This is a genomic window from Bacillus sp. FSL K6-2865 (assembly GCF_040311405.1).
GTDB classification, from domain to species: domain Bacteria; phylum Bacillota; class Bacilli; order Bacillales; family Bacillaceae; genus Bacillus; species Bacillus velezensis.
The window spans coordinates 1,314,953-1,329,596 of record NZ_CP152036.1 but is presented as its reverse complement, the minus strand read 5'-3'; the positions used below and the strand labels follow the sequence as shown (position 1 = coordinate 1,329,596).

The 14,644-nt window shown below is 44.8% G+C and carries 15 protein-coding genes and 1 pseudogene; 5 read left to right on the top strand and 11 right to left on the bottom strand.

The genetic code is table 11. The features are described 5' to 3' along the window. Positions 1-11: 11 nt before the first annotated feature. Positions 12-1,364, bottom strand: a complete 1,353-nt coding sequence (locus NYE42_RS06800) for a TrkH family potassium uptake protein (RefSeq protein ID WP_241458164.1) — start codon at positions 1,362-1,364, stop codon at positions 12-14. 158 nt (positions 1,365-1,522) lie between these two features. Continuing rightward, positions 1,523-2,416, bottom strand: coding sequence for a protease HtpX (htpX, locus tag NYE42_RS06795; protein WP_007407207.1), 894 nt, complete (start codon positions 2,414-2,416; stop codon positions 1,523-1,525). A 147-nt stretch (positions 2,417-2,563) separates the two neighbouring features. On the opposite strand from htpX, the gene NYE42_RS06790 reads away from it, so the two are divergent. Next, positions 2,564-3,265 (top strand): DUF1836 domain-containing protein, encoded by a 702-nt coding sequence (locus tag NYE42_RS06790; RefSeq protein ID WP_080129853.1) that lies wholly within the window; start codon positions 2,564-2,566, stop codon positions 3,263-3,265. 135 nt (positions 3,266-3,400) lie between these two features. Further along, entirely contained in the window at positions 3,401-3,595 is a 195-nt protein-coding gene (locus NYE42_RS06785) for an alpha/beta-type small acid-soluble spore protein (RefSeq protein WP_003154717.1), read from the top strand. Positions 3,596-3,601: 6 nt separating this feature from the next. On the opposite strand, the gene NYE42_RS06780 is transcribed toward NYE42_RS06785, so the two are convergent. The 4 genes and pseudogenes from NYE42_RS06780 to NYE42_RS06765 all read right to left on the bottom strand — a co-directional run bounded on the left by NYE42_RS06780 (position 3,602) and on the right by NYE42_RS06765 (position 7,397). After that, complete coding sequence (locus NYE42_RS06780) at positions 3,602-4,771, bottom strand: anti-sigma factor domain-containing protein (protein WP_014417566.1); 1,170 nt, start codon at positions 4,769-4,771, stop codon at positions 3,602-3,604. After that, a complete protein-coding gene (sigI, locus tag NYE42_RS06775) occupies positions 4,768-5,523 on the bottom strand; it encodes an RNA polymerase sigma factor SigI (RefSeq protein WP_003154719.1) in 756 nt (251 codons plus the stop codon). Before sigI ends, NYE42_RS06780 begins: the two co-directional genes overlap by 4 nt. 276 nt (positions 5,524-5,799) lie before the next feature. Then, a pseudogene (locus tag NYE42_RS06770) lies at positions 5,800-6,697 on the bottom strand (TerC family protein). 130 nt (positions 6,698-6,827) lie between these two features. Then, the gene (locus tag NYE42_RS06765; protein ID WP_007407212.1) at positions 6,828-7,397 is read right to left on the bottom strand and encodes a DedA family protein; all 570 of its coding nucleotides are present in this window, start codon (positions 7,395-7,397) and stop codon (positions 6,828-6,830) included. A 599-nt stretch (positions 7,398-7,996) separates the two neighbouring features. Between NYE42_RS06765 and NYE42_RS06760 the strand changes: the two genes are divergently transcribed. Both NYE42_RS06760 and NYE42_RS06755 read left to right on the top strand, forming a co-directional pair. Then, on the top strand, positions 7,997-8,878 hold the full coding sequence (locus NYE42_RS06760) for a Ku protein (protein WP_007610913.1): 882 nt from the start codon (positions 7,997-7,999) through the stop codon (positions 8,876-8,878). Between the two features lie 2 nt (positions 8,879-8,880). Further along, positions 8,881-10,716 (top strand): DNA ligase D, encoded by a 1,836-nt coding sequence (locus NYE42_RS06755; RefSeq protein ID WP_342497313.1) that lies wholly within the window; start codon positions 8,881-8,883, stop codon positions 10,714-10,716. Between the two features lie 9 nt (positions 10,717-10,725). Here the strand turns inward: NYE42_RS06755 and NYE42_RS06750 are convergent, their stop codons facing one another. The 4 genes from NYE42_RS06750 to NYE42_RS06735 all read right to left on the bottom strand — a co-directional run bounded on the left by NYE42_RS06750 (position 10,726) and on the right by NYE42_RS06735 (position 12,494). Next, on the bottom strand, positions 10,726-11,280 hold the full coding sequence (locus tag NYE42_RS06750) for a hypothetical protein (RefSeq protein WP_015417328.1): 555 nt from the start codon (positions 11,278-11,280) through the stop codon (positions 10,726-10,728). A gap of 179 nt (positions 11,281-11,459) precedes the next feature. Further along, on the bottom strand, positions 11,460-11,924 hold the full coding sequence (locus NYE42_RS06745) for a MarR family transcriptional regulator (protein ID WP_007610911.1): 465 nt from the start codon (positions 11,922-11,924) through the stop codon (positions 11,460-11,462). A 142-nt stretch (positions 11,925-12,066) separates the two neighbouring features. Next, positions 12,067-12,249 (bottom strand): Fur-regulated basic protein FbpA, encoded by a 183-nt coding sequence (locus tag NYE42_RS06740; RefSeq protein ID WP_003154731.1) that lies wholly within the window; start codon positions 12,247-12,249, stop codon positions 12,067-12,069. An 89-nt stretch (positions 12,250-12,338) separates the two neighbouring features. Continuing rightward, positions 12,339-12,494, bottom strand: coding sequence for a hypothetical protein (locus tag NYE42_RS06735; RefSeq protein ID WP_003154733.1), 156 nt, complete (start codon positions 12,492-12,494; stop codon positions 12,339-12,341). A 194-nt stretch (positions 12,495-12,688) separates the two neighbouring features. Between NYE42_RS06735 and tnrA the strand changes: the two genes are divergently transcribed. Further along, positions 12,689-13,021: a MerR family transcriptional regulator TnrA gene (gene tnrA, locus NYE42_RS06730; protein WP_003154734.1), complete on the top strand. Its 333-nt coding sequence runs from the start codon at positions 12,689-12,691 to the stop codon at positions 13,019-13,021. A gap of 35 nt (positions 13,022-13,056) precedes the next feature. On the opposite strand, the gene mgtE is transcribed toward tnrA, so the two are convergent. Then, positions 13,057-14,412 carry a magnesium transporter gene (gene mgtE / locus NYE42_RS06725; protein ID WP_012117400.1) on the bottom strand — a complete coding sequence of 452 codons (1,356 nt, stop codon included), beginning with the start codon at positions 14,410-14,412 and terminating at the stop codon, positions 13,057-13,059. Positions 14,413-14,644 lie beyond the last annotated feature (232 nt).

Genomic DNA, 14,644 nt, shown 5'->3' with positions numbered 1-14,644 from the left:
GAAAAGCGGTGTCAGCCGATAATCATTCTTTCCTTCGGATAGTGATAATTTGCTTCGATTTCTTTTCGGCCGATCAGATAAAGGAAGGTCAAAATGCCGATCCGGCCGATAAACATGACAATCATGATGACGCATTTTCCGATGTCGCTTAAATGCGGAGTAATCCCAAGCGACAGGCCGGTCGTTCCGAATGCGGAACACACTTCAAAAAGCAGTCCGAGGAGCGTCTGATTTGTCTCCGTCACGGCCAGAATCAGCGTCGATCCGAACACGAGCAGAATCGCCATCATCGTAACGACCAGCGACTTCATGACATCAGCCTGGTGAAGCTCGCGTTTAAAGACCTTGACCGCTTTATTTCCCCGGGCAAAATGAAACAGGGCAAGAAGGTTAAGCGCAAACGTCGTCGTACGGATTCCGCCGCCGACCGAGCTCGGTGATGCGCCGATGAACATGAGGGCGCAGATGAAAAATAATGTCGGCGCCGACAGCTGGCTGATATCAATTGTCGCAAGCCCGCCGCTTCGCGTAGCGGTTGATTGAAAGAGACATAAAAATAAAACATCATGCCAGCTTTTCCCCTTCATTGCATGGCTTGCTTCAAGCGCGTAAATGCCCACGGCTCCGAACAAAACGAGCATTCCGAACGTAACGGTCGTAATTTTCGTAAACAGCGTGAATGAGTATCTGCGCTGTTTTGAAAACAAAAAGTCCTTTACTTCTACGAGCACCGGAAAACCGATCGCACCGAAAATAATCAGAAGCATCGTAATAAACTGCACGAAATAGTCATGTCTGAACGGGACGAGTGAATTTCCCGTAATATCAAAACCGCCGTTTGTCGTGGCGCTGACGCTCGCAAAGAATCCGTGCAAGTACGCCTGTTCAAACGAATCATAATACGTTAAAAAATATGTTCCTAAGATGATGCCGCCTAAAAACTCGATTAATAAAATCAAAAACAGCACTTGCTTCATCAGGTTGACGATACCGGAAAACTGCGATTGATTCTGATCCACCATGATGAGCTTCCGTTCCCGCAGACCGATCCGTTTGCCCATAATGAGCCAGACGAATGTTCCGAGCGTCATGATGCCGATTCCGCCGAATTGAAGCACGAAAGCCAAAATGACAATCCCGGCCGTGCTGAATGTATCAGCCGTGTTGACGACCGTTAAACCGGTGACACTGACTGAGCTGACAGCCGTAAACAGCGCGTCTATAAACGACCAGCTGGCCCCTTGTTTGTGGGCGGCCGGCAGACTTAGCAAAATAAATGCCACCGTCACAGCAAGAAAATAATATAATGCAATCAGCTGTGCAGGCGACAAGATCTGTATGAATTTCTTCAGTGTTAATTTCATAAGATAGTTCCTTCTGCCTCTCAAATGTAGTACGTAATTATTCTAATGATATTGGGAGTATTTTTAAAGGGCTTTTTAGAAAGATTTTTCATTACCTTATGTAATTTGCCGATCTTTAAACAAAAAACCTCTGAAACGATTGTCAGAGGTTTTGTTGATTATTTTGCTTCCAGCCTGCGGATGCGCTCATCGAGATCAGGGTGTGTGGAGAACAGTGACGAATGCTTTTTACCGTTAATTTTTAACGTCTGCACCGCCGTCTGGTCCTCTTCATTCACATGTCCTGTATAAGACTTCAGCGTACGCAGGGCGTGAATCATTTTATCCTTGCCGGCAAGGTCTGCACCGCCGCGGTCAGCGTGAAACTCTCTGTGACGCGAGTAGGCGAAGACGACAAGACTGCCGAGAATGGAAAAGATAATCTGAAACACGATCATCGCGATAAAATGAACGACCGGCGCGAGGTCTTCTTTGACAAAGCGGCTTGCAACCCATGCCGCGATTCGGGAAAGGAATACGACGAACGTATTGACGATTCCCTGCAGCAGCGTCATCGTGACCATATCACCGTTTGTGATGTGTGCGACTTCATGGGCAAGGACCCCTTCCACCGCAGCATCATCCATCTGCTGCAATAAACCTGAAGAAACCGCGACAAGCGAACGGCGCTTAGAAGGTCCGGTCGCAAAAGCATTGACCTCCGGGGAATGATAAATGCCGACTTCAGGCATTTTCGTCATCCCTGCGGCACGGGACAATCTGTGCACACGGTCAACCAATTGCTGTTCTTCATAGCTGAGCGACTGTTTCTTCGGATTTAACACCCGGACGCCCATCATCGTTTTGGCCATCCATCTGGACATTCCGAGAGAAATAAAAGAACCGACAAAACCGACGACAAGACTGAACACGAGCAATGCCATCAGATCAATGCGGCCATTTTGTATATACGAGCCGACACCGGTAACGCTTGTAATAATCGTAAGCACAATTCCGATTGTCGTAATGACCAAAAGGTTCGTTAAAATAAACAGAAATATTCTTTTCGCCATAATTACCTCCGTCTTTTTTAAGATCAAAAGAACTTATTTACTTAAATTATAAATGATCTGTTTGAAAATGCAACAATTTCGACGTATGATGTTAATGTAATTCCCATTGATATTAGAAAGTAACACGTAATCAATCAGAGGTGAACCATGAACACGTTTAAACTGACCCGAACTGATATGGTCCGGCTTCTTTACGCGCTAAAAGGCCAAGGAGACGCAACCCCTCTCCAAATCTTATTGCAATCAGCGGATATGACCTTGGATGAAGCGGAAAGCCGTCTGCATATCCCTGAATTTCTGACGAGATTCGAACGAAAAAAAGAGAAAAAGGAATACGGGCTTTCAACTAACGAGATTGTCGAGCTGGGAAATCTGTGCGAGCTGACGTCTTTAAAATCAACCGCCGTCCAAAACTGGGTGAAGCGCGATATTAAAGATTTAATCGGCCACCCCTTACTCGGCAAAAAATATACAATTGAACAAGCTGTCATCCTTCTCATTGTACGTGATTTAAAATCAATTTATGACTTCGAACATATACGCGGCATATTAAAAATCGCTTTTAACACGATCACAGACAGATCAGACGACGTCATCAGCCCGATCAGCTACTATGAAAGCTGCGCCCAAGTGATTGATTATCTTCATCATAAGGCAAACCCGCCGATGAAGGAAACGAGCCTGCAGGAGCTCGTCGAAGAGCAGACGGACAAGCTCAAAAGCTGCTTTAAAGAACTCGGAAGCGGACAATGGAACAATATCAGATCCATAATCGCCGTCACGGTGCTCTCCGTTTTGACTTTCCATATTCAAGCTTCAGCCTATAAAATGACCAGCCATTTATTATAATTCATAACGCTTCTTCGCCCCGGTGTCTGCGCCGGGGTTTTTTTGCTGTACAACAATTGCCAGCATAATCAATACCGTTCCGTTTGAAACTAAAACGCGAAAACACATCTTGCCAGAGAAAAGGAGATGAAAAAGATGGCGAGCAGAAATAAACTCTTAGTTCCAGGGGCTGAGCAGGCACTTGACCAATTTAAATACGAAGTGGCTCAAGAATTCGGCGTGAACCTTAGCTCTGATACAGCAGCACGCGCAAACGGCTCTGTAGGCGGGGAAATGACAAAACGTCTTGTACAGCAGGCTCAATCACAATTAAACGGGAAAAATCAATAGTGCAGCTTATTCGCCGGGACTTCTCGGCGAATTTTGATATTTATCGGCATTCTCCTTTCCGTGCCGGTAGCCGTTCGGATTCCTTCGGTCTGATGAATCTTCATGATGCCGATAGGATTCCCAATGTTCATTGCGATCATGATTCCAGTAATGATTGTAATACTTTTGCTTAGGCTCTTTGTCATTTCCGTTTTCCTGAGGATTTTGTGTTGGGGGCTGCTCTGTTTCCCCATCTTGTTCCTTCTGTGTGTTTTCCTCTGATCCGGAAGCTGCATTTTTTTCGGTTTGCTGATTGCCGTCCTGACTGTCCGGCTTCGCTTCTTCCGTACCGGGCGTTGTTTCATTGTTTCCCGGCTTCTCTGCTGCCTTTTCTTCATCAGGAGCTGTCTTTTCATCAGCCGCCGGCTTGTCTGTGTCCGGCTGCTCGCTTTGATCAGCGTCTGTTTCGGTATCTTTTTGATCTGTTTCATTGCCGTCGGTTTGCTTTTCAGGCTGTTTTTCTTCTGTTTTCTTTTCGTTTCTTCTTATGTAGCTGCCTGTTGACATCCCTTCCTGTTTTGCTTTTTCTCTTGTTTCCATATCAGATTCAAGCGATTGGACCTGGTAGGTGCCCTTATATTTTTCAGTCATGTCGGCCAGCTGTTTTTTAACGCCTTTTTTATATGTATTGTCATCTGTATTTTCATAAACCGTGGAAATTAAAATCTCTTTTGATTCCTTTACATATCCATGCTTGCTGCAATCGGTAATAATATTACTGATGACTTCCTTAAAATCGCTGCTTTTCCAATCTCCGATGTCACTGATGACCTGTTTGGCGTCATGGTTCAGCGGTGTCAGTTCAATGACTTCATATTTGCTGTTTAAAGCCATTTCAATGCTGGGATTAATGTCAAGCGTCATATACGCGTAAGCTTTGTTATCAGAAAAAACCGGGAGCAAAATTAAAATAAACAAAATAATAGCAGTCATCGTAAACACTCCCAATTTAAAAGGGCGCAGTTTCAGAAAATCAAAAAAGCTGGCCCTTCTTCCCATACGCGTTTCGCCTTCGAACGTAATTTCCTCTCCGATTTCACAAGTGCGGTGATCATTTTTTGTTTTTAAAAATTGTCCGTCAGGGGTTAGCAACGTGACGAATTTTTTATTTTTCTCTACTATGATCCCTCTTCTCATGAGTGCAACACCCCTTTAAGATAATCTTTTAAATAAATATAATCACCGGTAATAATAATACTCATGGCGATGATATATTTTCGGTTCCGTTCGATCGTTTTTCTGCTGACCGACACGAGCTGCTCCAGCTGCTTGACAGGAAGCTGTTTTTTCTGGTGCAAAATGGACGCCAGCTCTTCATTTTCAACAAGCGTGTAGGCTACCTTAATCGCATTCTGCCTCGCATCTGTATGCTTCGGCGATTGTTCCAGCAGCTCTTTAAAAGACAGGCCGTATTCTTTCAGCTGCTTCTGAAAAAAAAGAATTTCTTCCCGGCGCTGTTCCTGTTCTATCTGTTTGCGGTATTCATCAATGGAAAGCTCCGCTTCGATAAGGCTCTGCGAAGATTCCTGGTCGTCGCCTTCCTGCACATCCATATTGATATGCTGAGCGGTTCTTGCTTCTTTTCTGATATAGTCTATCACTTTTCTTTTTATAATCAGCTCTGCAAATGCAAGCAGCGAATTACCTTTTTCAGCCGAATATTTTTCAATGGCTTCGTTAAACGCGATCAGCCCGATGCTGAATTCGTCGTCTTTTTCATCTATATATCGTTTACAAACGGATGAAACCGTCTTCGCGATAAAAGGCTTATATTGCTGTATTAAATCGTTCTGCAGATCTTTGTCGCCTTTTTGTATTTTTTCAACAGATGTTTCAAGCGTTTGCTTCTTTTTTCCCAATTTAAACAAAAGGCTAAGCACTGGTTTCACCTCAGTTCCTCCCTATAACTACTCATAATCATAGCTAATTTAGTAGGGATTCGCAAAGGAAGAAAAAGAGAAATCGATTTCATTTGTCTCAATTATGACAAGCCAATAAGACGTACTATACATGATTTCGTGCCCCCATGCAGAATTAAGGGGGTTTTCTCTGTGTTTTTTGTAACAATGCTGTTATAAAATTGTTATCATATGTCTTAAATGTAAGCGTTTCAAACAAAAAAGGGAACCTGCTTTTTAAAAAGCCAGACTCCCTTTTTGATCATTTTACGCGTGTTCTCTTTTTTCCGATTCCGCGCCAGACTCTATTTGTTTTGCTCCTGACATAAACCATCCGCAAACCGCAATGGCAGCCAGAACCGCCCAGAAAATGATTTTCCAGGCCGCCGAATGGATGATATCTGCCGGAATTATACCGAGTTCCTCATGGGCCAATGTATAAAGAGCGAGCTTCACGCCTACCCATCCGACAATCACAAATGCCGCCGTTTCAAGGCCCGGCCTGGTTTTCAGTAAGGATACGAACATTGATGCCGCAAAACGCATAATGATTAAACCGATTACGCCGCCGGCTAAAATAACGAGAAACTGACCGCCGTCCAAGCCGCCGATGGCAGGAAGCTGAGTTCCCGGGAGCGTTACGGCAAGCGCGACCGCCGCTAAAATGGAATCAACGGCAAAAGCGATGTCCGCGAGCTCCACTTTCAAGACAGTCTGCCAAAACCCACTTTCTTTCTGCATTTTCTGACCGGCGTTATCTTTAAATACATACCGCTTCAGCAAATGGCTGACCGCAATGTAAAACAGATATAAAGCGCCGACGGCCTGGACCTGCCAAACATTCACCAGAAAAGAAATGGCGAACAGCGACCCGAAACGCAAAATAAATGCGCCCGCCAATCCGTAAAATAAAGCCTTCTTCCTTTGTTTTTCAGGAAGATGCTTCACCATCACAGCCATCACCAGCGCGTTATCCGCCGCTAAAATCCCTTCCAGCCCGATTAAAACGAGAAGAACCCATCCATACTCCAATAATAATGCAAAGTCCAATCCATTCCCTCCGTTTCTTTTTTCTATCATCCGAGCTTATACCGGCGGTTTTTTACGCAAAAAAGACCTTTGCCGATATAAGGCAAAGGTCTTGCTAGACATGAATGATTGGCATGCCAACAAAGCCGATGGATATGATCCATGAATTGACGACTTTGTTTCCGGAATATCCGGACGCTACTCCCCTTTGGGATTTCAAGAAATATTTGTTTATACGCTCATGATAAAGCCTGTTTCATCATTTGTCAACGCTTAACTTTTTTAACAAATTGAGAAATTTTTTCTGTTTTAGCCCGCTGTTTTCTTCTCTTTAAAAACATCCAAAGAATGAGAAGCAACACAATGAATATACCGAGCGGCAGCATATATTGATCGAGAATGGAACCGACGCTTTTCCAATTTTCCCCGAGTTTCATTCCGAGGTATACGTAAGCAAATGTAATCGGCAGCATCGCTGCATATGTATATAGAGAGAAGACCCAGACATTCATCTTCGCAATGCCGCACGGCAAAGAAATCAGCGTCCTGACCCCCGGTATAAAACGGCCGCTGAACGCGACCAAACCTCCGTGCTTCTGAAAGAAATCATCTGATTTCTGCAGGGATTCGGGTTTTATCCATATATACTTTCCATATTTCAGCAAAAACGGCCGACCGCCCAGCCTGCCGATTCCATATAAGACAAGCGGACCTGAAACACCGCCGAGCGAACCGGCAAACACGGTCCCGGCAAGCGTCATATCCCCTTTTGAGACCCAATAGCCCGCAAGCGGAAGAACAATTTCCGCCGGGATGAATTCTATACTGAGCGCCAAAAAAATCCCGGCGTAAGATAAGCTTTTAAACGCCTCTATTATTGATATGATGAAATCTTCGATGATCTATCACTCCCGGCTTACGTCTATATTCCAAAACTTAAGAATGATTTTAACACGAAACCTTGAGGCTGAAATATCTTTTAGACATGCCCTTTATAAATGTGAGTCGTTTCAGATCAGTATAGCGGGAGGGAATGACATGCGCAATACACCGTCCCGCCTGTCTCCTGATTGCTTGTCTGGCGGCGTTTACATCACTTAAGATCTCCGGAAAAGGAAGCGGCGGCTGACCGCGAATTCAGTTCATATGGGAGCGGGAAATTTTCTCAGTCACTTCATGGGAATGCGTAGGCATTTCCCGGGGAATGATTTTGTATAATCTTTTTAATTACCACTGATGATTTTCAGGGACTTCAGCGCTTTAAAGAACTTATCGATTCACTGATTGTAAATAAAGAATTCATTTCCTTTTCAGCCGACCATTTCCGCCTGAGGAAATGGAACAGCCGCTCAATGAAGCGCCGCAACACCCATAAGTTGCTACACATGGAACGGACCCGTTTATCCACAATAAAGACAAAAAGGAGTTTTTATTCATGCACACGATGTGGAAGGGTTCGATCAGTTTCGGCCTCGTCAATATCCCGGTCAAGCTCTTTGCGGCCACTGAAGATAAAGATATAAAATTCCGCAGTCTTCATAAAGAAGACCATGCGCCGATTAAATACGAAAAAATCTGCACCGGATGTGAAAAAAGTCTGGAACCTGATGAAATCGTGAAAGGCTATGAGTATGTAAAAGGGAAATACGTCATTATGACAGACGAAGACTTGAAAGACGTAAAACAGGAACATGAAGAAAAAGCGGTTGAGATTGTTGACTTTGTCCAGCTGCAGGAAATTGATCCGATTTATTTTAACCGGTCATATTATGTTGGGCCGGGAGATAACGGCACAAAAGCCTATACACTTCTGCGGGAAGCGCTGAGGACGACGGGTAAAATCGGGATTGCCTCCATTACGATCCGCTCTAAACAGCAGCTTGCGATTCTTCGCGTGTATGACAACTGCATCGTGATGGAATCCATTCATTATCCGGATGAAGTCAGAAATGCCGGACATGTGCCGGGCGTTCCCGAGCAGACAGCCGTTAATGAAAAAGAGCTGCAGACGGCGATTACGTTAATTAATGAGCTGACAACCGAGTTTGACCCGGAACAATACGAAGACACATACCGGAAAGCCCTTCTCGCTAAAATTAACGATAAGCTCGAACATGAAGAAGCCGGCGTGACACCGGCTGCTGCCGGCCCGCGCGAAGATGTCATTGATCTTGTCAGCGCGCTTCAGGCAAGCATTGACCGGACGAAGCGGCCGGATCGCGAACAGGCTGCACCGGCGCGGACAAAAGACGCCGCGTCAGCAGGCGGCGGAGGCAAAAAGCAGAAAACGACCAGACAAAAAGCCGGAACGTCTTAATCATGGTGCTGACGATGCAGCCGATTTTGACCTCTGTACCGCCTGAAGGCAGTGAGTGGCGCTATGAGGTAAAGTATGACGGATTCCGCTGTCTTCTCCGCATAGACGAAAGCGGCGTTACATTAACCAGCAGAAACGGACAGACGCTGACGAATCAATTTCCGGAAATCACGGCTTTTGCGGCCCGGTGTTTTCAGCACATGAAAGACAGGTTCCCCATTACGCTTGACGGAGAGCTTGTCTATTTAATCAATCCGTACAGAGCGGACTTTGAGCATCTTCAAATCCGCGGACGTTTAAAACGGACGGAAGCAATTGAAAGCACCGCTGATAGACGGCCGTGCCGCTTTCTGGCATTTGATCTCCTCGTTCTGGAAGGCGCCGGCACCGTCTCATTACCGTATGTGAAACGGAAACGCGCCCTTTCCAAACTGCTTAAAGAAGCAAATCTTCCCGCCTGCCCTCATCACTTAGCGGAAGAAGCGATTCAATACATTCCGGAACACACTGACTTTGATGCGCTTTGGGACAAGGTCGTCCGCCATGACGGAGAAGGTATCGTAGCAAAAAGGGCTTCCAGCGGCTGGGCGGAAAATAAACGCTCTCCCGACTGGCAAAAGTATAAACATATGAAAACGGCACATGTGCTATTAACCGGGTTTAATCCGAAGAACGGGTATGTAACGGCCTCTGTTTTAAAAGACGGCACCGCCGTCCCGATCGCTTCCGTTTCCCACGGCATGCAGGCGGAAGAAAAAAACGCCGTCAGAACCATTATGGAGACCCACGGAAAAAAACAAAACAGCGGCGAGTATACACTTGAGCCTTCTATCTGCATGACCGTTCAGTATTTAACCATATTGCAGGACACGCTGCGTGAAGTATCTTTTGTGTCTTTTCAGTTTGAAATGGATTGGACGGAATGCACGTATCAGCAGCTTATCCTTCACTCTAAAACGCTGCCGCCGAAGCTGCAGTTCACAAGCCTGGATAAGATTGTTTTTAAAAAACGTGAAAAAACGAAAGCAGATTTCCTTAGTTATATGGTGAAAATGAGCGATTTTCTTATGCCCTTTCTTAAAGATCGGGCCGTCACGGTGATCCGTTATCCGCACGGCGCGTTTGGCGAATCTTTTTTTCAAAAAAACAAACCGGACTACACGCCGGACTTTGTCTCAAGCGTGTTTGACGGGAGCCACGAGCACATCGTATGCAGCAGCATACCGTCACTTTTATGGCTGGCTAATCAGCTGGCGCTTGAATTTCACGTTCCGTTTCAGACAGTGCATTCTGAAAGGCCCGCAGAGATTGTCATTGATCTTGATCCTCCGTCAAGGAATGATTTTCCTATGGCAGTGGAGGCTGCGCATGTGCTGAAACAGCTGTTTGACTCATTCAGCATTACGTCATTCCCGAAGCTCTCCGGAAATAAAGGCATTCAGCTCTACATCCCGCTTTCACCGGAAGCATTCACCTATGAAGAAACCCGTGCGTTCACAATGCTCATCGCCGATTATTGCGTCAGGACGCGGCCGGATCTTTTTACGACAGAGCGGTTTATCAAAAACCGAAACGGCAGACTCTACCTAGATTATTTGCAGCATGCCGAAGGGAAAACCATTATCGCCCCCTATTCGACCCGGGGCAACGAATTGGGAACGGTTGCGGCTCCCCTTTATTGGAGCGAAGTCAACTCCTCTTTAACACCTGATGATTATACGATCGATACAGTAGTGAACCGCGTCAGGACAGAGGGAGATCCGTTTTATGATTTTTACCGGAACCCGCAGGACGGCCCGCTTTCAATCGTGCTTGAGCAAATCAAGAGAAAGAGCTGACGCTTTTTGTCAGCTCTTTTCAGTCTGATACGTGCACATCAATTTTTCTTTGGAAATAAATAAATAGCAGGAGTAAGGAATGTTTTTGAGGGTGAGCTGTTTTGCAGTAAAGTATAAAATCGGAATATGGGCCGCTTTCTTAAACAGCCTGTAGCAGCCGCTGGACGGTTTTATCACATCAAAACCGAGTCTCGCAGCTCCTTTATGAAGCATTGTAATGCCGACGACTCCCTTAATCTCGTCTTTCCGTTTATGCTGGTTAATATAATCCGCTAAATGAGGCATGGATTGATATACCTTCTGATATAGCATAATCCCCCTTCTGACCGCGCTTTCAATAGGCTGCAGCTCTTTCAGGAGTTTGACATTATGAAGATGAATCTTAACTAACACGTCGTTTTTTTTAATTCTGGTTCCGTCGCTCAGGATGACATCTTTTCCTTTATATCTAGTCAAACGGACGCGGAATACATTCGATTGCCGTTTATCAATCAGCGTCAGCCGGGTAAAGAAGAAATAAAGCGGATCAAGTAAGTACCATATAGACAGCAGACAGCTTCTCACATGTTCACCTTCTTTATAATCAAAGCACCCTCATATTTTGGCATGGGGCGTGTCACATTATGATTGGTAAATAATGATGCCGACCTGTATCAGCTTATGCAAAAACCGCTTCAGGCTCTACTGTCCGGAACAGAAAAAAAACACTCTTCGTGAAGAAGAGTGTCTGTATCCGCTTTCTTTTAACGGAAAAGCAAATGCTGGCTGTGAATTCCCGCTTTTTTCAGTAAGGCTATCAGCTGTTCCTGTTCCTCAGGCATAAGTCCTGAAAACGCTCTCGCAATTCTCAATGAATGAATCGGATAAATTTTATCCAAATACTCGTTTCCTTTATCAGTTAAATGGGCGTAAACAGACCGTTTGTCCTTCGGGTCTTGTTCTCTGACCAAAAACCCGTTTCTTTCAAGCTTGTCGATGACATAGGTGACATTCCCGCTGACAAGCAAAAGACGCGACCCGATTTGCTGAAGCTTTTGCGGTCCTCTCGTATAGAGCAGCTCCAAAACGGCAAATTCAGTCGGATTAAAACCGTGTTCTTTACTGTCGCGGATGCTGTGTTCAGACACACTCTTGAAAGCCCTTGCAAAAACTTTGTACAAATTCATCGAACGCATCACTTCTTCTTCGTTAAATGATAATCTCATCATATCTACCCCGTATTTAAGATTTTTATAAAAAAATAATGTAAACCCTTACAATTCATAAGAGTCGATCTTTGTTTTATATTCTATTCGTGCCGTTTTTCAGAATTCCTTCTTTTTTATATAAAAAAATACCCTTATACATCATTTAATTTGTATAAGGGTTCCGTTCTTTATAGGGAATGTTCCGAAAAAAATACGCGTATTCCTTTCTCAGCTCCGTAATTGTCATGGAATTGAGTATTTCTTTCGTATAGACTCCGATCTGCAGAAGCTTTTTGGAATAATGGTTTCTCTCTTTGTCCAATGCATTTTGAAGCAAACGACTCATGGCGGCCTCCTTTGTTTTTCCGTTATTCTATGATCAGAATAACGCTTTTATATCAAAGACGTATAAAGCCATTGTAAAACTTCTGTAGATTATGATGTTTTTCGGTAAAGTCCGTTCTGGACGGCTCTGAGCAGCGGAAAAGCGTGTTCCCCGGCAAGCTGCATGAACGCCTCCAGCATTTCATCGCGTTTCATATCTAATTCAATGATTTCTTTTGCCAGCGAAACCGCTTTTTCTTTCTCCATTCCTATCCTTCCTCCTCATTGTGTCTGTATAGTAAGCATAAAACGGGGGCACAGGACCATGCATTAACCTTGTCAATTTTTCTGCCGCTTTTTTTCTAAAATTTTCTATTCCGCGTCAGAAAACCTGACAAGCGTCAGGTTTTTTCTCTTTTTTTCTTATATAATATGAGTAAAAGACATCCAGGGGTGGAAAAATGACGACAGACGAACAATCTTACAAAGATAAAAAAGTAATCTCGATCGGCATTGTAAGCGAATTAACCGGATTGTCAGTCAGACAGATCAGATACTATGAAGAACGGAAATTAATCTACCCGCAGCGTTCATCACGGGGAACGAGAAAGTATTCCTTCGCGGACGTTGAGCGGCTGATGGATATTGCCAACAAGCGGGAAGACGGCGTGCAGACGGCTGAAATTTTAAAAGACATGCGAAAAAAAGAACAGGCTCTCAAAAACGACCCGCAGCTCCGCAAAAAAATGCTGGAAGGACAGCTTAATGCTCATTTTAAGTATAAAAACCGCTGATCAAAAAAGTCCGCCTCCTGTGAGACGGACTTTTTTTATAAAGCATGAAGAAATGCAGTTGCAATGCCGAAATAAATTAATAAGGACAAAATATCGTTCAGCGTCGTAATCAGCGGTCCTGATGCAATCGCCGGGTCAATGTTCAGTTTATGAAGAATAATAGGGACGATCGTTCCGGCCATCGTACCGATAATCAACGTTGCAAGCAGCGATGAACCGACGACAAAACCGAGCGTTAAGTCTTTCTGCCAGACGGTTGCGACAATCGTAATCGCGATCGCACAGACGATGCCGATGTAGATACCGGTCCTTAATTCACGGAAAATCAGTTTAAAGATGGTTTTTTTATTCATTTCTTCTTTAGCCAGTCCTCTGATGACGACAGCGAGTGACTGTGTGCCTGTATTACCCGTCGTTCCCGCGATCATCGGCATGAAAAACGCGAGGGCGACGACTTTTTGCAATGTATCTTCAAAATAATTCAGAATGCTTCCGGAAATCAATCCGATAAACAAAAGCAGAATGAGCCACGGCAAACGGCGGTACGCCGCAACGTACGCTTTCGTATCAAATGTAATCGCCTTACCGGAGGCTGCGAATTTTTCGTAATCTTCATCGGCTTCTTTAATCACGACGTCAATAATATCATCGACAGTGACAATACCGACAAGCACATGATTTTCTTCCACGATGGGAATGGCTAAAAAGTCATACCGCTGGATCAGCCGGGCGACTTCTTCCTGGTCTTGGAGCACCCCGGCCGAGATGACACGCGTAAACATGAGATCCTGCACTTTATCCTCAGGCTCGCCGAGAATTAAATCTCTGTAAGAGAGCACTCCGACAAGCTGCTTGCTGTCATTAATTACGTACAAATAATTTATTGATTCTGCGATTTCTGCAAAGCTTTTCAGCTTCACAACCGCATCTTTTACTGTATAATGCTGCGGAATCCAGACGAAGCGGTTCGTCATCATCCGTCCCGCCGATTCTTGCGGATAGTTCATCAAAAGCTGCACGGCCTTTGATTCCTCAGCCTCCATGCTGGATAAAAGCTGTTCTTTCAGTTCTTCATCCATCTCTTCCAGCAATGCGGCGAGATCGTCGTTATCCATTTTATTCATTGCGAGAGTGGCTTTCGTTTTACCGACTTTATGCAAAACGGCAAGCTGAAATTCCCGCTCCAGCTCTCCGATCATGTCGGTGATGTCATCAACCGTCATATATGACAGATAGCGGGCCCGGTGCTTTTCCGGCATTTCTTTAAACAAAAATGCCATGTCATAGGGCTGAAGCTCATCTATCATGTTTCGGAATTCTTTTATTTTTCCGTCCCGCAATAAAATGATAATGCGTAATATGAGTTCGTCATAGGTCATGTTTTGGACCATCGGGACTCGTACCTCCTTTACGGAGACGCGCCGTCCGTCAAGGGAAGTGCGGCGGTTTGTCTCCTCATCATGTCGTCACTGGTTATCTGGCTGTATATGGGTACTTCTTCTGACATACTCGAATGGGGAGAATCCATACTCCGCACCTCCTTATCATGCTCAGTCGTGTACGTTTTGAGGCATAAAAAAAACCTTCTGATATGAAGGCGAAAACAAGCACGGCAAATAAACG